Consider the following 19144-nt stretch of genomic DNA (forward strand, 5'->3'; position numbering starts at 1 on the left):
ATAGAAAAAAGAGAGTGTTAGCGATATCAAAAATGGATTTTCACCTAAAATTTAAAGGTGTTTTCGATATCACTGAAGATTGACTGCCATTCTGCATCATCAATATCCATCAAACCAAAATGGCGTAAAATAAAAGTGCCTTCAGTGGCTAAAAACATTAATCGAGCTCGCTTGCCGTTTTCGGTTGATAAGTCTAAATTAGCAATGCGTTCTCGATACCATTTACGAGTGCTTTCTAAATATTCAGGCGTCTGAAGCAGTGATGCCATTAACGCAGCACCTTTGGCGATACTGGTTTTATCGTGATCCGCTGTGGCTTTTATGTGCGCAATCACTTGACCTTCAGGACTGTTATCTTGGGCTATTGCTTTACTGAAAATTTCATCATAAGAGTGACCCCAACGTTCAAACATCGCATCAATTAACGCTTCTTTATTACCAAAGCAGTATTGGACTCCACCCTTAGAAATCCCCATTGATTTGGCGACTGCATCAATCGTGAGTGCAGTAGCACCTTGTTTGATAACAATCTCTTCTGCTGCTTCCAGCACTTTCTCACGATCAATCGTTCGTTGACGTCCCATTTAAAAAAACCTCTTTTCAATACGTACGTATGGAATTATATTGTAACACGATCATCCATCAAGGTGATCAATTAAACAAGTTGAGAAGATTTTATGATAACAGATTATAAACGTTGGATTATCCTCCTATTAGTATCGAGTGTGTTATTTCTCATCGTCATTGATGTCACCGTGCTATATACCGCGTTACCTAAGTTAACCCATGATTTAGGTGCAACAGCATCTGAAAAATTATGGATCATGAATGCTTATCCATTAGTCGTTGCGGGTCTCTTACCCGCTGCGGGAATGTTAAGTGATAAAGTAGGGCATAAATTTATGTTTCTACTTGGATTGCCTCTATTTGCACTTGCCTCTTTGTGTGCGGCATTTTCACCAACAGCATTTAGCTTAATTTTATCTCGTGGTTTCTTAGCGGTCGGTGCTGCGATTAGCATGCCAGCGACGTTAGCGATTGTTCGCCAAGTCTTTTTAGACCCGAAAGAACGCGCGCTGGCGATTGGTATTTGGTCTGCAGTGGCATCCGGTGGTGCGGCTATAGGACCACTAGTTGGTGGTATATTGCTTAATCATTTTTGGTGGGGTTCTGTATTTTTGATCAACGTACCGGTGGTTCTGTTGGTGATCCCTTTTGCACTCTATTTAATTCCGAAAAGTAGTAAGAATTCTAATCAACCTATTGATTATTTAGGCTCTTTATTTATTTTGGTGGGCTTGATTGGCTCAATTTATGCCTTAAAAGAGCTGGGGAAACAGAATATTGATTGGTTTACGTTGCTGATAGCGGCTGCGGTAGGCATTGTATTTTTGGTTATTTTTAGCCGTCGACAATTAGTATCAGAATCGCCGATGATTGATTTCAAATTACTCGGCGACACACGGTTTTTTGCTGGGATCATGATGGCGATTTTATCCATCGTGGTTATCGTTGGTGTTGAACTTCTGTTAAGTCAACGCTTACAGTTGGTTCTGGGTTACACCCCATTTGAAGCGGCGCTATACATTATTCCGATCCCGATTGCGTCCGTGTTAGCGGCTCCATTAGCAGGCATGTATTTGCATAAAGTCGGCGCAAAGCTGATGATGATTTTAGGATTTCTTTGCACATTAGTCGGCGTGATTGGGGTTGCGTGGGTCTTCAAAACCTCAACTGGTTTGGTATTACTGTCATTTTTATTCTGTATTGGGTTCGGGTTAGGTGCCATTTTTACCACAGCATCAACCACCATCATGTTAAATGCGCCAGATGAAAAAGCAGGAATGGCAGCATCCATTGAAGAAGTGGCTTACGAGTTAGGTAGCGTGCTTGGTGTGACATTTATGGGTGGCTTGATGAGTGCGGTTTATACCGCCAAGCTGGTATTACCGGCAGGTTTAACGGTAGCAGACAAAGTCTATGATAGCCTCGATGAAGCGTTAATTGTGGCAGAGGGGTTACCGCAAGATAGTGCAAATCTCTTAGTAAATCAGGCGAATATGGCATTTGATAGCGCATTTATGTCTGTCATGATTGCCACGATAATCGTGCTGGTGGTGAGTATTGTGGTGTTGCCGTTTTTCTTTCGCCAAAAGCGTACAGCCTAAGCAATGTTGTCTAAATCATGTTGCCAAAATAATATGGTTTAAAAATTGAGCATAAAGTGCGCTGAATAAAAGCGCACTTTTCATTAATTTTAAAATCATCTAATAAGTATGTATATCTAACACCCTTTAAAATGGTTTATCTAGCGCATTTTACTTACTCTGCATTTTCAATTTAGTGAGAATGAAAATAGAGGGGATTTATGCAACTAAACCACCGTGATAGCTTGATTTTCCGTGATAATTACTTGAATAAAGACAGTTGGATTGCGGCGAATAAAATCATGGCAAAGAAGATTTTGACGGAATTTACTCACGAAGGAATTATCACGCCGATACTCGTTAATGATGATAATTATGTGCTTAATATTGATAGCCAACAGGTTCGATATCATTTTAAAGCGAAGCCGTATCTCTTAGAGCATTTAGATATCTGTCTTGAGTCCATTAAAAAATATAAGCAAGAGCAAGAAGCTCCTATTGATGCCTTAGAACTGTTTATCGAATTATTTGAATTTTTAGAGGTAGATAAATCATTGCTGCCCATACACATTGATGAATTGATATCTACATTAAACAGTTGGACCTATAAGCGAGCGACTGAACGTCTTAACGCGGAATCACTGATACATGCCGATTATCAATTAATAGAATCAATGATGGACGAAGGGCACCCCGTTTTAGCCATCAATAAAGGGTGTTATGGATTTGATTTTATTGATTCTCTTAAATATTCCCCAGAATGTGGCGCTCAACAACATGTTGTGTGGATAGCGGTTCATAAAGATAAAGCTACGTTCAGTGCAATTTCCTCATTAAATTACCAAGATTTAATCCATTCAGAGCTCTCCAAAGAGGAAATTAGTCATTTCAATGAGGTGCTTCAACAGCATGAGGTATTGAACGAAGATTACTACTGGATGCCAGTGCATCAGTGGCAGTGGCGTGAAAAAATCTTAATTCGATTTGCAGCTGATATTGCTCGTCAAAAAATTATTTACTTAGGAATAAGTTCTGATTCTTATAAGGCCCAGCAATCGATTCGAACACTGTTCAATATCAGTCAGCCAAATAAGCGTTATATCAAGCTAGCCATCTCTATTTTTAACACTGGATTTATGCGCGGGCTTTCCCCTTATGCAATGAAAACGGCACCGATAGTTAATGAAAGTCTCGATAATATATTTTCACAAGATGCTTATTTGATTGAGAAAAATTTCAAGTTACTGAAAGAAGTTGCTGCAATAGGGTACCGAGACACCTTGTTTGAAAGGGTTATCACTGAAGAATCGCCTCAAAAACATATGTTGTCCGCACTGTGGCGAGAAAATCCATATAATAAAATCGATAAAAATCAGAGAATAATGACCATGGCGTCATTACTCCATGTTGATAATCACGGTACATCTTTCCTTATTGAATTAATCAAAGCATCCGGTTTGTCTGGGCGAGAATGGATACGTGAGTATTTAAAACGCTATTTATCGCCGCTATTGCATCTCTTCTACGCTTACGATGTTGTATTTATGCCACATGGTGAAAACGTCATTTTGATTATCGAAGAGGACAAACCTGCCGGCATTTTCATGAAGGACATTGCGGAAGAGGTTGGTATTTTAAACCATGAAGGTGAGTTACCTGAGGCACTAGTTGAACGCACTTACACTATGTTAGACAGTGAGAAAATTGAACATTTTTGGACTGAATCATTCGACTATTTCTTCCGTTATATGGCTGTTATTTTAGATAAAAATCAATGCTTAGATGAGGATGATTTCTGGCGATTGGTTGCGGATAATATTCATGAATATCAGGAAGAGCACCCGGAATTACACGAGAAGTATGTGCGATTAAATCTGTTTGAACCAGCATTTAAACAAACATGCTTGAATCAACAAAAAGTACTGCATGGTCCTGAATGTTTGTCGCTTATCGAAATCAAAACCAATAAGCATCTTAATAAAGTGATATCTAACCCATTATTTTTATTTAAAAAATAGTTAATATAAGAAAAGGATACTCACATTTGGGTATCCTTCAGCGACTTAACTATTTAACTTTGCGAATTAAAATCGCAGCCAAGAGTGGGCTAATGGCAAACAAGGCAAATAGCCATACAGAGGCTTGCTGAGCACCGACTAACCCACCAGGATTAATCAATCCGCTATTATTGACCACCACCCCCACTAATGCTGCGGATAATGCGGTCGCATATAATTGAATAGTGATAACAGAGGAAGAAGCGAGGTTTTCTTCTCCTTTTGGCGCGGCCTTAAAGACCCGCAGAACTAAATGAGGCCAGCAAATGCCAATCCCTAATCCAACCCCCATCATGGCGATTAAATAGAGAATAAATAAAGACATGGAGGTGACTAAGGCAAGGTTAGGGGTCAGTATCGCGAGAATAACCAATGATACCAAGATGATAACAGGGCCTATCTTGAGAATACGTAAAACGATGGTGCCCGTTTTATTGGCGCTGAGTAAAGCACCCACCGTCCACCCAGCTGCCATCACGGCAGTTAAATAACCTGCCATCAACGGTGAAAACTGGTGAATGGTTTGCAGGAAGTAAGGGACATAAATTTCGGTGGTCATTCCCCCCACTAGCAGACACATCGTCAGGAAAATAACCCCAAGTTGAGTTTTCAGGGAGTAAGCCCCTGTGGGGAGTAAACGCTTTCCGTTCTTGCCATCAATAAACGCAATGGTGATGAGCAAGGCAATACCAATGAGTAACCCGACAAGATTACTGAGCAAGCTTTCAGATAAGCTACCGATTGAGATAGCAAGTACGGAGATAACCAGCAGTGAAATCGCCAGAACGGGAATTTTTGTTGTTTGCGCTTGCTGAGATTTTTTTCCTGGCAATTGGTTGATAACAATCATTGCCAGAACAACCGCCACGGGCAATAAAGCCCAAAAAGCCCAGCGCCAATGACCCCCTTGAGCAAAAATACCGCCAATGGCAGGACCACACAACGTAGCTATTCCCCACATACCGGATATCACTCCCATGGCGCGTGACCACAAGTTTGGCGTGAAGACAATGCGGATCAGCGCATAGCTAAGCGCGAATAACATTCCGCCGCCAAGCCCTTGCAAGGCGCGTCCACCCAATAAGGTGAACATGGACGGTGAGGATGCACACCAAATGGCACCCAAGGAAAATAGTGTGAGGGCGCTAAGATAGGCAAGTTTAGGCCCTAGGCTATCCAGTACTTTACTGGATAATGCAGAGCCAATAATGGAGGTTGCCACAAACAGCGTGGTATTCCACGCATAATATTCAAGGCCGCCAATATCATTGACGACGCTCGGTAAAATCGTAGTGACAATATAAATATTGATAGCATGGAGTGCGACGCCGCCAGTGAGGGCTATCGTCAATAACGCATTGGTGCCGCTGAGTAAATCGGCCCATTTTCCTTGAGGTTCGGTGCCTGTTTTATTGGATTCGGTGACTGTTTTGTTGCTCATACGAAGACCTGCTGGACGAAAGAGTATAGAAAAGGGTATTATCCAAGTATTGTCTTGGATAATAAAATCACACTATGAATAAAGCAAGTAAATACTTTGATAATCTAAATCTTACTCAAGCAGTGGATAAGGTGCTGTTTTGCATCAAAACCAAAGGACCCGTTTCTACGGCTGTGATTGCTCATGACCTAAGTTTAACGGGGGAAGCGGCACGCCAGCATATCCATAAATTAACGTCTCTGGGGCTGGTGGAAGGTGTCCAATGTACAGCTCAGTCAGGTGCTGGGCGTCCTCGACAGAACTGGATCTTAACAGAACTGGGGCATCAGCGTTTTCCCGATACCCATGCCCAGCTGGCCTTGCAGCTCATTGATTCAGTGAAAACCATTTTTGGTGATGCGGGGCTAGAAAAACTGATTGAACAGCGAGAAGCGGAAAGCCGCAGTAAATATTTAGAGCGTTGCCAAGGGTTGCCATTGGAAAAATGTTTAGCCGCACTCGCCGAGGTTCGTAGCGAAGAGGGCTATATGGCAAAGGTGGAACAGGAAGGCGATAGCTGGTTATTTATCGAAAATCATTGCCCTATCTGCGCCGCGGCAACCGCGTGCCAAAACTTTTGCCGTTCGGAATTGGCACTGTTTCGCGAAGTATTAGGGAGCCAAGTGAATGTTGAACGGGAGCAATACTTGCTTGATGGCGCAGGGCGTTGTGTGTATAGGGTTACAGTGTGTAGCGAGTTACTTTGAAAGGGTAGTCGGCGGCGTCGCTTTTAATTTTTTATTGGCTAACCACGCATAGGCTATTCCGGCGATGGCACCCGCAATATGAGATTCTGTCGATATTTGTTGATGAACAGGCAATAACCCGCTCGCCATCGCGCCAAAATAGAACAGTACCAACAGGGCGATAATGATATCTAACAGTTTGCGGCGGAAAAAACCTTGGGCAATCAATAGCCCCCAAAGCCCAAAAATCCAGCCGCTAGCGCCAATGTGCAGTGCATTTCTGCCCACTAGCCAGACAATCAAGCCGCCAACCACAATAATAAATGCGCTGGCGTAAGCGTACTTTCGAATGGAATCATGTAGCAGTAGGGCGCTTAACACCAGTAATGGCGGTAGATTACTCAGAAGATGCGCCCAATCCCCGTGGATCAGTGGGGCGAAGATAATCCCCACCAGCCCGTGCAGCGTTCTTGGTTGGATACCGAACCCAACAAGCGCGTAGCCACTTAAACTATTGGCGATTTGGATAGTGATCAGCAAACCCGCAAGGGTAATCAGTAATTTAATTCGCGGGCTTAGCCAAGTTTGCATTATCGATGTCCGAGAGATTGTACGCTTTCAACCAGTTGAGCGAGCTGAGTCACAACGCGGTCGCCCACATCGGCATTATCACCACCTAATGCTTTGTTACGCAAGAAGTCTTTCTTGATTTGCTGCCAGCGAGCGGCATCTTTCTCATTCAGCCTTCCGCGTAATTCTGCCAACTTCAATAAGTTCTCTTCAGCACCGGTCGTTAATAATTGCGCTTCCCCAAGATAATGGTCATCCAGCAATCTCTCCAATTCATCATCATTCATAACGGAAGAGACTTTCTCGCTGAGTTTATTCATATTTCGGTAGCTGCCTTGCAGGCGGAATGCCGGCTCGGTTCGATATTTATCGGACTGTGCGGCACTGGCAATATACTGCTGGTTTACCTTCAGTACCACATCACGTAGGCTGAGTAATCGGGAAATAACTGCAGTAATTTCATTTACTTCCGCATCGGAATATGGGTAGCTGAGTGCGTTAGTGGAAACTGATTTGCCCATGGCTTTATCCACCAGCAAGTACAAATCGTTTAAATCGCGCAGCGCCAACGGTGCCAATACAGGGTTTGAGGTCAGGCTGTTTTCAATGTAGCTCAGTGCAAAGGCATCATCCATCCCACCGAGTACTTCACCGAGGTTATAAATATCCGCACGGTTGGCGAGCATATCAGGGATACGGAACACTTCGCCTGATTCGGTATACGGGTTACCCGCCATGACAACACAGAATTTTTTACCGCGCATATCGTAGGTTTTGGTTTTGTTTTTCCATACCCCTTCTATGCGACGGGTTCCATCACACAGGGAGATAAATTTCTGTAAAAACTCAGGGTGAGTATGTTGAATATCATCCACATACAGCATCACGTTGTTGCCCATTTCGAGGGCGAGGTTGAGTTTTTCCAGCTCTTGTCTGGCGGTAGCATTCGGGGCTTGTTCTGGGTCGAGGGACAACACATCATGCCCAAGTGCAGGACCATTAATCTTCATAAAGATTAGACCAAGGCGGTCAGCCGCGTACTCCATCAGGGTGGTTTTACCGTAACCTGGCGGGGAGATCATCAGTAACAAGCCCATTAAATCGGTACGTTTGTTTTCGCCTAGAGCACCAATTTGCTTCGCCATGTTGTCACCGATAATTGGTAAATAGACGTCATTGATCAGCTTGTTACGCACAAATGAACTCAGCGGCTTAGCTTTGAAATCATGGAGTTTTAGGCGGCTACGCTCTTCACTCACAATGCGTTGACGTAGCGCTTGGTATTGACGGAAGGCCGGAATAAATTGCTTACGCTGTTCGCGCATTCGGCTGAAAAAGTCATCCAAACTTAATGAGAGGGTTTGGTTGTGGATGGTTGGGTGATCCCCCAGTAATCCAGTAACCTTAAAGTATAAATCGGCTTCGCTATAACGTGCCGATGCCATTTTATCTAAGATAATAATGGCGATGGCGCCCGGAATGTACGGACGTAAGTGTGCAAATTCGTCAATCGAACACAGCCCTTTCAGCCAATTTTGCAACAGCGCCCAGCGCTGAGCATAGCGAGTGCCAAGGTTTTGCTGTGAATGATTGAAATCCAGCCACATATGGGCTTCTTCTAAGCGCGTTTGTAGTGCCGCCACTAAGTCCCGCGCATATTTGCTGTACACCAATTCAATCGGCGTTCTGGCTAACGCAAAACTGAGGTATTCCGCGGCTTGAGCTTGTTCATGAGCTTGGCAATTAATCGGGTTATCTTGCAGGAATAAGCTGATATCGGCTTCGATCTCCGCTTGAAGATCTAAAAGGGCATCATCGTTATTGAACAGCTGGCGGATATTCATCGCGGTTCTGGCACGTTCTGGCCATTGGGCAGGGTATTCGTTGCTTTGAATGTGATGCCAAAAAATCGCCGCGATGGCGCGAGCTGTTGGGTTGAAACGCAGTAAATCAGCGCTTTCACCAATCGGGATCAGCTTTTTCAATATCGCGATAGCGTCATGGTCGTGGATCCCTTTTTCGTAGCCTTCTTTGTAGCGTGGAGCCGCAAAATCACGCACCAGTTTATCGATTTTTTCAGGGGCAGACAGAGCATTTTTTAGGGCGTCGTAATTCAAACCATCTTGGCGTTTTGCTGTGGCATAAATGATGGAATACGCAAGGTATTCAGCGCGATAAACGGTATCAGATTCAGATTCAAGATTGGCAGTCCAATAAGGCTGCAACTGTGCAAGTTCGGCGTTCTCAATGGGTTCTTGGAAATCCGTTCCGGTGAGGTACACCCACAGTTGGTTATCTTTTGGCAAGATAGTCAGGTCAAGCTCTTGGGTGTTCACACTGAAACGGTGGCGACCCAGCTTAATAATGTTTCCTCCATCTTCAAAGATGTCGGTTTTATCTCGCAGAATACGAATGGCTTGATCGCGAGAGGCTTTGAGTCTGGCGTCGATATCGTCGGCTTTAACGTTATCGTTGATTTCCCGAAGTTTTTCGATGATTTCACGGGTTTTCTGTGCGAGTGGGTCGGTGGCAAAAAACGCATTCAGTTCATCTTGGTTTTGCAAGCGTACAGTGCGGCGTTGAAGGCTTTCTAACAAGCGGTCGGCGGCGGTTAATAAATTCTGCGAACGGCGCTGGCGGTCATCAATCAGAACTTGTTTATGGGACTCAAACGTTTCCAGTAATTCTTCACGTTTTGCCAGAATATCATCAAGAAATTCATCATGATGGCTAAACTGACTTTCTAGCTCTTCTAACTGAACCAGTAATCGGGATAACTGATCATCACAACGTTCTGGGTCGGTCGCGAGGGATAGTGCGTTAGTGATCCCTTGGCTAAATAGGCGGAACTGCGCCCCAAATTGCGCCACGCTCTCAACACTGGTTTGGGATTTGCGTTTTTGTTGTAGACGGGCACGAGATTGGTTTAATTGGGCATAAATGTGTGAAATGGCATCGATGATGTGGGTCTGTAAAGTGACATCATCAAAACTCAAGGAAGCCATTAAGTTAGAGAGCATATCCAAATCCGCTGACATTTTTTCCATGTCATTCATTGGGATATCTAACTGCGCGCTGGTTTGTGCCTTTTCAATTAACTCTTCAAAGGTTGCGAGCTGAGTTTTAAACGGTTGCAGGGCTTTGTCGCTGGCAAGAAACTGCGCAGTACCTTGGGAGACGCGCTGCTGTGCCTCGGTGATTTCATTTTCCATCTCACTGAGTTTAGTGAGATCCATATAGCGGAATTCTCGCAATGAAATCAGGTGCCCTTGTTGGGCGTTTAAGGCGTTTAGCCCATCCACAAATTGTTGGATGTCCGTCCATCCTTCCGGCAAGGTGAGGGACAGTAAAGAGCGTTGGCGAGTGACCGCCTCATTCATGGATTTGACGGATTGCTGGCGGATGCTTTCGACTTTTTCGTATTCGTCGAGCACCAGCTCACTGGTTTGGGCGATCTCTTTTAAGAGTTTGCCAATACCTAGGCACTGGTCGTCGTTAAACCAATAGAAAATATCCAGCAAGTTTTTCGGTTGCTGGCTAAGTTGTTCATAGCGAGAAACGGAAACTTGGTTGCCTTCAATCTCTTTGGCGACATGGAGAATCTCGGAAATTCCACGGACTAAATCAGCATTACCGATGCGCCCAAGAAACCCACCCCGAGGCGGCTGCTTATCAGCAAATTCATCAGAATAGAATGGGGTTTGCCAAACCTGCATTGGGTGTACGCGGGTGGCTTCATCGCCTTCCCCTTCGAACAGTACCATTTTGCCATCTTCGAGCATGGCATAACCGTGGCCGATTAATGGCACAGCGAGTTTACGTTCAATTAAATTGTAATTGAACAGAGCGATACGGCCTTGGTTTGGGGAATAAAACACATACAGCACATCCTCCCCGTTAGGCGAACGACGCAGGCGGCGAAAACGCATGCCATCCATTGGTTGCTCGAAGGTTTTATACTCCCCATTTTGCAGGTAGTAGCCGCCGGGGAAGATAATCCCATGATCTTCTGGCAACTGCACACAGGCTTGCCCAATAGCATCAATGCGTTGAACGGTTTGGTTGAGAATGTTGTAAACCAGGTAGCGCCAGCTCTCTTCGCGGTATGGCAATATTTTGAGTAAAATCAGGCTGCCAGTCTGCGCATATTCAATCTGGGCGTCATCGAGGGATTGGTTTTTATCGAGAACCGCTTCTCGGTAGATGCCTAACCCATCTTCGGTATTATTTTCACATTTGATGGTCAGGTCGCCGCCGATGGTTTCCACAAAGACGGTATCGAGAATATTAATGTGAGGATAGCGACCATTAACGGTATTTTCCCGCGTGGTGCGCACCCATTCGAAATCATTGGTTGGCGGCAGGGCGATATCGCGTTCGCCACGGTTATCGATGTATTCGATGCGGGATTTATCGCTGGAAATTGACCAGCGGAAAACACGCACGTCGGTTAACCGATCACCAATTTGAAAACTGGCTAATAGCTTGCCATCGCGCTCAACTAATTGCAGTAATTGCGTGTTTTTGTAATAGGTATACAGCTCAGTAAAATCCTGAACAAAGCGGGTGTCATTGAGGAATGTCTCTTCGTAAGGGACAGAGATTACATCAAAATCACCTTCATTTTCAGTGAGCTGATAGAGGGAAAAAACATCTTCAATGTGAGTTTCTTTTTTCAGACCCAGAAAAACGTTATAGCCAAATAGCAGCCAATCACCGACGCGGACAATGTCCCTCGCTTGGCAGTTATTTTCGGTACGAATACGGATACGCCCGATGATGTCCATCTGGCTTTGACCAAATTCAGTCAACCGGCGGTCGTTGAGTTGAGCTGCTTTTTGGTGAAGTTGCTGCCCTTGTTCGGTTAGGCGCTTGCGTAATATTTCGTACGCGCCACCTTCTGCGACGGCACTGTCGAGAATTTCCTGTTCGCGATTCACATCTTGGGTTTCTGACATGTTTAACGAATTTCCTTGGTCTTAAAAAGAGATACGCTCATAAACGCCAAGTTGCCTATATGCAGCAACTTGGCGGGATGAGGTATAAAACTTACTTGAAAAGCCTGAATATTGATAAATTAGCTTTGGTTATCATCGTAAGACACAGGTTTGCTCACGATATTTTTCGCTGTTTGTGGCGCGCTTTTTGCTGCCATAAAGCCATTGATTAACTCTTTGACTTCAGGGTTTTGCAGTAAGGAAGCGATATCAATTTTCTTCTCTTCTGTGACGCGATTGACTAACTTTTCAAGGTTATCTTTGGCAAAGCTGCTTTTATCCATAAATCCATCAACGGCTTTACCTAAGCTTAGTGCTTTGGAGAAGGTGTTAAAGAAGTCGCCATCACCGCCCACAATTTCGATGTTAGTTTTGCTGAGAGCCGCAGCCAGTACATCCGCTTGCTCGCGAGCAATTTCTTTGTTCGCTTCAATGGATGCCATGGATTGCTCGAACTCTTTCTCAAGGCGCATACGGAACTCTTCGTGTGAACGTGCGGTATCACTGAGATGATCCATTGATTGGAATTTATCAGTCAGACCATCAGCTTCCGCTTTCAGACGTTGACGGATAACTTCGGCTTGCGCTGCCCCTAATTGGCCTTCACCGCGAGCTTGAGCGGCCAGTTTTTCTTCCAAGACCTTGGCATCTGCCAAGCCCAGTTTTTCTTTCGCATTGGCTTGTTGCTCTTCACCACGTGCCTGTGCTGCCAACTTCTCTTCCAGAATTTTCGCTTCGGCGAAACCTTGTTCGCGTTCGGCATTGGCTTTGGCTTCCATCACTTGCGCTTCGGTTAAGCCTTTTTCTTTCAGACCACGGGCTTCGGCTAACAGTTTTTCCGCGGTGATATTGGCTTGAACCAGACCTTCTTTCTCTTCAGCTTCAGCGGTCGCTTGGCGAACGCGGGCTTCTGCTAAACCAAGTGCGGCATGTTCTGCTTCAATCCCTTCCGCTAAGCGTTTTTTGGCTTCAGCCTGTTTGGCGGACGCTTCCAATTCGGCTTGTGCCATAGTGCTGATTTCTTCTGCACGGTGCTTGGCACTGGCTTCATCGGCTTCGGCTTTTTTCACCTGACGAACTAACGCTTCTTCTGCTTCTGCTTGGGCGTTGATCACAGTAACTTGCTTCATACGCTCAGCTTCTGAAATTTCGCGGACTTCCTTGATGCGTTCCTCTTCTTGCGCGACGGTTTTTTCGACGGCGACACGTTCGCGGATCACGTTAGAAATGTTTTTACGTTCTTCTTCTAGCGCTTTTTCTTTTTCAATACGTTGCAGTTCAACTTCACGTTCACGAGCGACAATTTCGAGTTCGCGAGCTCGGTTTACACGCTCTTCTTCGATCGCCACGGCGCGGGTGCGGTTCTGTTGAGCCACTTCCACTTCACGCATGCGGTTTTCTTCGCGAATTTCAATTTCTTGCTGAGTTTGAATGCGAGCTTGTTCTGACTTGAGGCGCTCTTCTTCTTGAACACGCAGCGTTTCGGCTTGTTCACGTGCACGAATATTATCAATTTCACGTTTTTGACGAGCTTCTGCATCGGCTTGTTGGCGCTCTAATGCCAGGCTCGCTTCACGGGTTTCCACATTTTTCTTCTTGATAGCTAACTCTTGGTCGCGCTCTTTTTGGTTAGTTTCGATATTGTGGATAGCGGTAATTTCGGTGATTTTGCGAATACCTTCGGAGTCGAAAATATTATTCGGGTCGAGGGCAGATTTCGGTGTTTGTTCTAAATAGTCGATTGCCACGTCTTCTAACGCATAACCGTTAAGATCTTTACCAATCACGTCTACAATACGATCACGGAAGCTTTGGCGGTCTTCAAACAGCTTGGCTAATTCTAATTGCTTACCAACCGTTTTCAGGGCTTCTGAGAATTTAGCACTGAATAGAGCACTGACGGCTTGATGGTCAGATGCGCGCTCAACGCCGATAGCTTTAGCTACTTTTAATACGTCTTCGGTGGTTTCATTCACCCGTAGATAGAAGGCAACGGTAATATCGGCACGTAAGTTATCTTGGCAAATTAAGCCATCTTTACCACGGCGGTCGACTTCCAGAGTCAGTAGCGAAATGCGCATAAACTCTTTTTTGTAGATAACGGGATACACTAACGCACCCGTAAAATGCACTTTGGGTTGTGAGGACATGTCGTTGACAATCAGAGCGGTACCTTGAGGGACTTTGATGTAGAAGGCTTTAAATAAACCAAAGAACCCAAGAATGATGATGATCACTCCCCCAACAACCGTTAAAAAAGGCATGTATTCAGCCAAATCCATATTTCTTCTCCATGGGTTCTGACGATATCGTCATTCTTTATTAATTAGCAAAGTAGGTAGTTTATTTTTTGTGTTTACTGCCTGAATTCGTTTTCGGTGACAACTTGGTAGCTGTGGGATTGAGGGTCATAACTGATGATAACGACGCGATCTCCGCGTTTAATATTTTCATCGCTAGGTGCTCTAACCTGCAAAATCAGCCCTGCACCACCATCTTCTAAAGTGGCTTCCCCATTTTGTTCTGTGACTGTTCCGGAGCGTACGGTTGCCAATTTTCCCATTAGCTGATGAACCGTTTTGGGTTTATTAAAGTTAATCAGTCGACTTCGGATGGGTTTTAGGCAAATGGCGGTTAAGTGCAGGGAGATAAAGGCGGTGATCACCAGTGATGTGACGCCGACGGCATAACGCAGCAAGGTCATATCAATAAAACGGAGGAATAAATGCGCAGCAAAGTAGCTAATCAGCCAGCCGAAAAGGGTAAATAGCGTCAAGATAATGGTGACGGGAATTCCGGCTAAACCGAGTTTTGTTAGCCAACCAGCAAAGCCAGTAAGATCGAGGCCGTCAGCATCCAATTCGGTATCGATATTAAATAAATCAATATCTAACAGGCCAAAAGCGGCACAGAGCCAGTAAAAAAGGACAATAATCAGTAAACCGCTAAAGATAATAGTCGGGAAAGCCAAGCAATTTTCTAAAAACAAATTCATTTATTTTTCTCTTTAGTTAAGTGGCTGAATGTGACTTTAGCGGGTATTTGTCGGCTGCGAATATGACCTTTAATTGTGTTTTTATTACTCACTTATCAAAAAATGAGCAGAACTGAATCTATCATAAGCGCTTTTCAAGTGAACAATATAGGACAAGTCTAGTTTCTAGATTATCTCGCTGATTTCTATGGTTAATTTTCTGTAGTCAATCTGAAAAAGAAAAATAGATTCAACTTATTGATTATTAGTCAATTTAATTAAACCTAACAAAGATGATAACCATTCTCAATTATATTTTGGTGATTTTGAGGTATTGGTCATCTCTACTCTCGATAAGTCGAAAGAGTAGAGATGCGATTGCGGAACAATATGCGGAAATAATAATGCGTGGAAAATTAGTCGACGAGATTCAAGAATGCAGCGCCACGGGCGCCGCCAGAGGCTCCGTAACGGGCTTTTTCGATAGCGGGCATTTTCGCAATGCCATAAAGATATTGCGGTACTATTTCCGGTAATAGGCGATAAATCTCATCAAATTGCGACAGACCGCCGCCAATCACCACTAAGTCAGGATCAAAGACGGTGATAACTTGCCCCATAAACATCGCCAGCACCATCATGTAGCGTTCAACATGCTGTTTAGCGGCAATATCACCGTTGTGATAACGTTCAATAATCTCGATGGCTGAGCGCTTCTCACCGGCAAATGCAGCATAGATGCGTTCGAAGCCGGGGCCTGACAGGTAGGTTTCAAAACAGGCGGTTTGACCACAACCACAGACAATTTCAGGGACGGTTTCCCCGAGGTATTTTGCGGCACGAACACTCATATTCATGTGTCCGATTTCCCCTGCAATGCCATTTTTTCCCGATAAAACCTTACCATTGATGACAAAACCGCCGCCAACGCCAGTGCCAAGAATCAAGCCTAGAACGCTAGGGTAACGCTTGAATTCAGGATCCCACGCTTCTGATAGGGCAAAGCAGTTGGCATCGTTTTCAACTTTAACTGGACGATTTAACAGCTTGGTCAGGTCATGAATGAAAGGTTTATATTGTGCGCTTGGGACATTGGTCGTAAATACCACGCCTTCTGAGTGATTGACGATCCCCGGAACACCAATACCTATTTTACCTTGGCAGTTAAACTGCGCATCCGCTTCAGCCGTTAAATCACGAAAAGCATTGAGCAACGCGAGATAGTCATCTTTGGGGGTTGGAACACGTTTTTGCCACACTTGATTGAGCGCTTGGTCGAACACTGCTAGCTCAATTTTGGTGCCGCCCATGTCAAAGCCGTAATACATTTCATCTTCCTCAAATTGGTCTATTTCATTAAATAGAAATGTATCTATTTGATAAATAATGACAGAGAGTCAGTAATGGCTTAATTATACAAAAGTTTCCCAAAAAATGATTGCGGGATGATTTTAATTGGATTATTGTCATACTCTATAATTGTTATATTATAACATTACATTGAGTTTATCTTAAATTGTTATTGGGAGTTACCGTGAAAGTTCTCAGCTCATTAAAAACCGCTAAGCAGCGCCATCCTGACTGCCAAGTTGTGCGCCGTCGTGGCCGTATCTACGTGATTTGCAAAACCAATCCTCGTTTCAAAGCTGTACAAGGTTAGTATTCCGTTAGTCTCTGTTTCTTCGCATCCTTGCTTTCGCCCTAGCAATTCATACTCCTTGCTAGGGCGTTTTTTTAGAGTTTTACAAACTTAAAGTTTCACAAAGTCAGGGTTTCACAAATTCAAGCGTACTGTTTTTGATCTGTTCTCTGAGCCACAGAGTTTTTGAGTTATAGGAATTGCGCTTGTGCCACAGCATTAAAAAAGGAATTTCGAGCTGCTGGTAGAGAATGTCATCAACAGGAAGAGGAAGGCAGACTAAATCAAGATTGAAATCATTAACATAGTGTTGGCAATAGCCGGGGGAGCTAGTAATAAGGTTATGATCCGGGCGAGAAGCCATTAAGAGGGATTGTTCAAAGGTCGAAAAGGATAAATGGATTTGGCGATGTAATCCCATTGTTTCCAGTAAATCATCGAGTGCCCACGGAATACGGTTGCCAAATTCGGTGCTGATATGGGGATATTTTAAGTAATTTGCCAACGTCCATTCTTCTTGCAAAATCGGATGGTCACTGCGGATAAACGCCAGCGGTTTATCGGTGAATAACACTTCGAAATTTAGAATATCGGGTAGTTGGCTTATCGACTCTCTGGATAAATGAAAACTTTCACGACCGACTAACCCGATATCAGCATCCCCCGCAATCAGTGCGGCCAGCGAGTTATAATCCCAATCTCGTACAATGACCTCGGATTCTGGGTATTGATTGAGGATATTCAGGGATAAATCGTGAAGCATGATTAAGTTTAACGGGGCTTCCATCATTAAGCGGAAAGTCATCCCGCTGGGTTTTTCGGTATCACGAATTTCAGCAATATAGTGTGAAAGATTTAAAAACTCAGGCAGTGATTTTTCAATACGTAGCATGAGTGGGGTCGGAAGCAGCCCTTGCGGGCTGCGGATAAATAGGGGGTCATCAAACCATTGGCGTAATTTTGCCAAGGATTTACTGACCGAAGATGGGGTGATTGCCAAGCGATTAGCCGCAAGGCTAACACTGCGTTCTTCCATCAAATACTGCAGAATAACCAGTAAATTTAAGTCTAATTGATGCAGTTGCTTATTCACATGTAGCGACCTGTTGGTTGACTTGCGTGGTGGGTACTCTTAGCAACACCATGCCAATCATTCCCGCTGCAAGCAAGATAATTAACAACATACTGATTGATGGAACGCCCATCACACCCATCACCCAAATATACGCCGAGGCGCAGCTTAATTGTGAGATGGCCAATACAGAACTGGCAATACCCGCTTTTTTGGCAAATGGCGATAGTGCTTGGCTCATGATGATGCCGAACTGCATTGAGAAACCAATACCACAGAAGGCAAAGACGATGTACAGCAGCGCCAAATGTGGGAGTGCAATCAGATAGATGGCAAGCAGGACGCCATTGACCAAAAACAGGCTTAACGCGGTATTCAGTAAGGTTCGACTATTAAATGTCGAAATCAGTTTTGGCATCAAGAATGAGGTTCCCATACTGACCATCGCTAGTAAGGTCATGGCAGTAGAGTATTGACCTGTCGTAAAACCAAGGTTTTCCATCAAGATAATTGGGGCTACGTTAACGTAAGTCAGGATCACACCCATGCCGAAGCAGGAGATAATCAAGCGTGTGACAAAGAAGGTGCTAAATAACTGTTCTTCAGTGGCAGTCTGGGCATTCGATTGTGCTGCGGGTGATGCTGAAGAAGGCTTTGTCTCTTTAATCAAGATTAAGCAAAAGAGCATACTGATAACCGCATAACCCGCCATAAAGTAGAACATTACAGACCAGTGGTAGATCAGCAAAATCGCAAATCCAATGACAGGCGCTAATACGGGGGCGATACAGGTTACGCCATTCATTGCGGCGAGCACTTTGGTGCGTCGCTGCGGCGTCAACACATCACGCAAAATAGCGAAGGTCACGACATAACAGAAGCCTGCACCAATCCCTTGGAAGAATCGTGCTATCAAGAAGATATCGATGGATGTGGCATTTCCAGCGATAACAGAGGCGATGGCAAATACCATCGTACCAACTAAAACGACAGGTTTTCGACCAATATGATCGGCGCACCATCCGGCAATTAACATGGTGGATGCCATACCCGCTAAATAGATAGAAAATGCCACATGGAGCTGGCTTTCATTGGCATTTAAATCGGCGGCAATATAAGGAATACCGGTTAAATGGAGGTCGACGCCCAAAGGATAGATAAGGACGATCCAGAAACTAAAAAGGACATATTTGGTCATGAGATACGCTACTTTGTGAGGATTAACCCGCTAATCTTAATTGGGTTGAGTGATGGGATGTATGGATTAATTGGAAAATAGTATTTTCCAAAATGGAAATTATCAATCAATAACTTTTTACTAATTATTAGCGTTATTACTAATCTTCTTGCTATTAGTGATGAAATTCACTTGCACACTGGTTCATATTTTGTCACGTTTAATACGGTTGATTGATGATTTCTGAATTTTATCTTTCCGAAAAATTTCCCGCTTCGATTGGCAAAGTGAAAGTCGAGGGTAGAAATTTTTTGGGTGATGTATGTAAACAGACAGGGTGAAGAG

Annotated in this window: 13 protein-coding genes; 4 read left to right on the forward strand and 9 right to left on the reverse strand. The window is 44.2% G+C overall.

Going from position 1 to position 19144, the window contains the following annotated elements; all coding sequences use genetic code 11:
• Positions 1–44 precede the first annotated feature (44 nt).
• The gene (locus PR799_RS11890; RefSeq protein ID WP_272522150.1) at positions 45–584 is read right to left on the reverse strand and encodes a TetR/AcrR family transcriptional regulator; all 540 of its coding nucleotides are present in this window, start codon (positions 582–584) and stop codon (positions 45–47) included.
• A 93-nt stretch (positions 585–677) separates the two neighbouring features.
• On the opposite strand from PR799_RS11890, the gene PR799_RS11895 reads away from it, so the two are divergent.
• Complete coding sequence (locus PR799_RS11895) at positions 678–2168, forward strand: MFS transporter (RefSeq protein WP_272522151.1); 1491 nt, start codon at positions 678–680, stop codon at positions 2166–2168.
• 200 nt (positions 2169–2368) lie between these two features.
• Complete coding sequence (locus PR799_RS11900; RefSeq protein ID WP_272522152.1) at positions 2369–4165, forward strand: IucA/IucC family protein; 1797 nt, start codon at positions 2369–2371, stop codon at positions 4163–4165.
• 49 nt (positions 4166–4214) lie between these two features.
• On the opposite strand, the gene PR799_RS11905 is transcribed toward PR799_RS11900, so the two are convergent.
• Positions 4215–5645, reverse strand: a complete 1431-nt coding sequence (locus PR799_RS11905) for an MFS transporter (RefSeq protein WP_154628060.1) — start codon at positions 5643–5645, stop codon at positions 4215–4217.
• A 74-nt stretch (positions 5646–5719) separates the two neighbouring features.
• Here PR799_RS11905 and PR799_RS11910 point away from each other — a divergent pair, with 74 nt between their 5' ends.
• On the forward strand, positions 5720–6391 hold the full coding sequence (locus PR799_RS11910) for a helix-turn-helix transcriptional regulator (protein WP_154628059.1): 672 nt from the start codon (positions 5720–5722) through the stop codon (positions 6389–6391).
• On the opposite strand, the gene PR799_RS11915 is transcribed toward PR799_RS11910, so the two are convergent.
• From PR799_RS11915 to nagK, 5 genes are all read right to left on the reverse strand, one after another.
• Positions 6383–6961, reverse strand: a complete 579-nt coding sequence (locus PR799_RS11915) for a rhomboid family intramembrane serine protease (RefSeq protein ID WP_154628058.1) — start codon at positions 6959–6961, stop codon at positions 6383–6385. The genes PR799_RS11910 and PR799_RS11915 overlap by 9 nt on opposite strands.
• Positions 6961–11898 carry a DNA repair ATPase gene (locus PR799_RS11920; RefSeq protein ID WP_272522153.1) on the reverse strand — a complete coding sequence of 1646 codons (4938 nt, stop codon included), beginning with the start codon at positions 11896–11898 and terminating at the stop codon, positions 6961–6963. The genes PR799_RS11915 and PR799_RS11920 overlap by 1 nt, the downstream gene beginning before the upstream one ends.
• A 119-nt stretch (positions 11899–12017) precedes the next feature.
• Complete coding sequence (locus tag PR799_RS11925; protein ID WP_272522154.1) at positions 12018–14219, reverse strand: hypothetical protein; 2202 nt, start codon at positions 14217–14219, stop codon at positions 12018–12020.
• A 74-nt stretch (positions 14220–14293) separates the two neighbouring features.
• Positions 14294–14932, reverse strand: a complete 639-nt coding sequence (locus PR799_RS11930; protein ID WP_154628055.1) for an OB-fold-containig protein — start codon at positions 14930–14932, stop codon at positions 14294–14296.
• 395 nt (positions 14933–15327) lie between these two features.
• The gene (nagK, locus tag PR799_RS11935; RefSeq protein ID WP_154603207.1) at positions 15328–16239 is read right to left on the reverse strand and encodes an N-acetylglucosamine kinase; all 912 of its coding nucleotides are present in this window, start codon (positions 16237–16239) and stop codon (positions 15328–15330) included.
• A 206-nt stretch (positions 16240–16445) separates the two neighbouring features.
• Between nagK and ykgO the strand changes: the two genes are divergently transcribed.
• Entirely contained in the window at positions 16446–16571 is a 126-nt protein-coding gene (ykgO, locus tag PR799_RS11940) for a type B 50S ribosomal protein L36 (RefSeq protein WP_006660624.1), read from the forward strand.
• Positions 16572–16677: 106 nt separating this feature from the next.
• On the opposite strand, the gene yidZ is transcribed toward ykgO, so the two are convergent.
• Both yidZ and PR799_RS11950 read right to left on the reverse strand, forming a co-directional pair.
• Positions 16678–17643 carry an HTH-type transcriptional regulator YidZ gene (yidZ, locus tag PR799_RS11945; RefSeq protein ID WP_272522155.1) on the reverse strand — a complete coding sequence of 322 codons (966 nt, stop codon included), beginning with the start codon at positions 17641–17643 and terminating at the stop codon, positions 16678–16680.
• Positions 17636–18820, reverse strand: coding sequence for an MdtL family multidrug efflux MFS transporter (locus PR799_RS11950; protein WP_272522156.1), 1185 nt, complete (start codon positions 18818–18820; stop codon positions 17636–17638). Before PR799_RS11950 ends, yidZ begins: the two co-directional genes overlap by 8 nt.
• Positions 18821–19144: the final 324 nt, after the last annotated feature.

The organism is Providencia sp. PROV202 (assembly GCF_028479565.1).
Lineage (GTDB): Bacteria > Pseudomonadota > Gammaproteobacteria > Enterobacterales > Enterobacteriaceae > Providencia > Providencia zhijiangensis.

Bases quoted from the DNA above. Each gene is read 5' to 3' on its own strand.
- PR799_RS11890 (WP_272522150.1), bottom strand. From the start codon at position 584: ATGGGACGTCAACGAACGATTGATCGTGAGAAAGTGCTGGAAGCAGCA.
- PR799_RS11895 (WP_272522151.1), top strand. From the start codon at position 678: ATGATAACAGATTATAAACGTTGGATTATCCTCCTATTAGTATCGAGT.
- PR799_RS11900 (WP_272522152.1), top strand. From the start codon at position 2,369: ATGCAACTAAACCACCGTGATAGCTTGATTTTCCGTGATAATTACTTG.
- PR799_RS11905 (WP_154628060.1), bottom strand. From the start codon at position 5,645: ATGAGCAACAAAACAGTCACCGAATCCAATAAAACAGGCACCGAACCT.
- PR799_RS11910 (WP_154628059.1), top strand. From the start codon at position 5,720: ATGAATAAAGCAAGTAAATACTTTGATAATCTAAATCTTACTCAAGCA.
- PR799_RS11915 (WP_154628058.1), bottom strand. From the start codon at position 6,961: ATGCAAACTTGGCTAAGCCCGCGAATTAAATTACTGATTACCCTTGCG.
- PR799_RS11920 (WP_272522153.1), bottom strand. From the start codon at position 11,898: ATGTCAGAAACCCAAGATGTGAATCGCGAACAGGAAATTCTCGACAGT.
- PR799_RS11925 (WP_272522154.1), bottom strand. From the start codon at position 14,219: ATGGATTTGGCTGAATACATGCCTTTTTTAACGGTTGTTGGGGGAGTG.
- PR799_RS11930 (WP_154628055.1), bottom strand. From the start codon at position 14,932: ATGAATTTGTTTTTAGAAAATTGCTTGGCTTTCCCGACTATTATCTTT.
- nagK (WP_154603207.1), bottom strand. From the start codon at position 16,239: ATGTATTACGGCTTTGACATGGGCGGCACCAAAATTGAGCTAGCAGTG.
- PR799_RS11950 (WP_272522156.1), bottom strand. From the start codon at position 18,820: ATGACCAAATATGTCCTTTTTAGTTTCTGGATCGTCCTTATCTATCCT.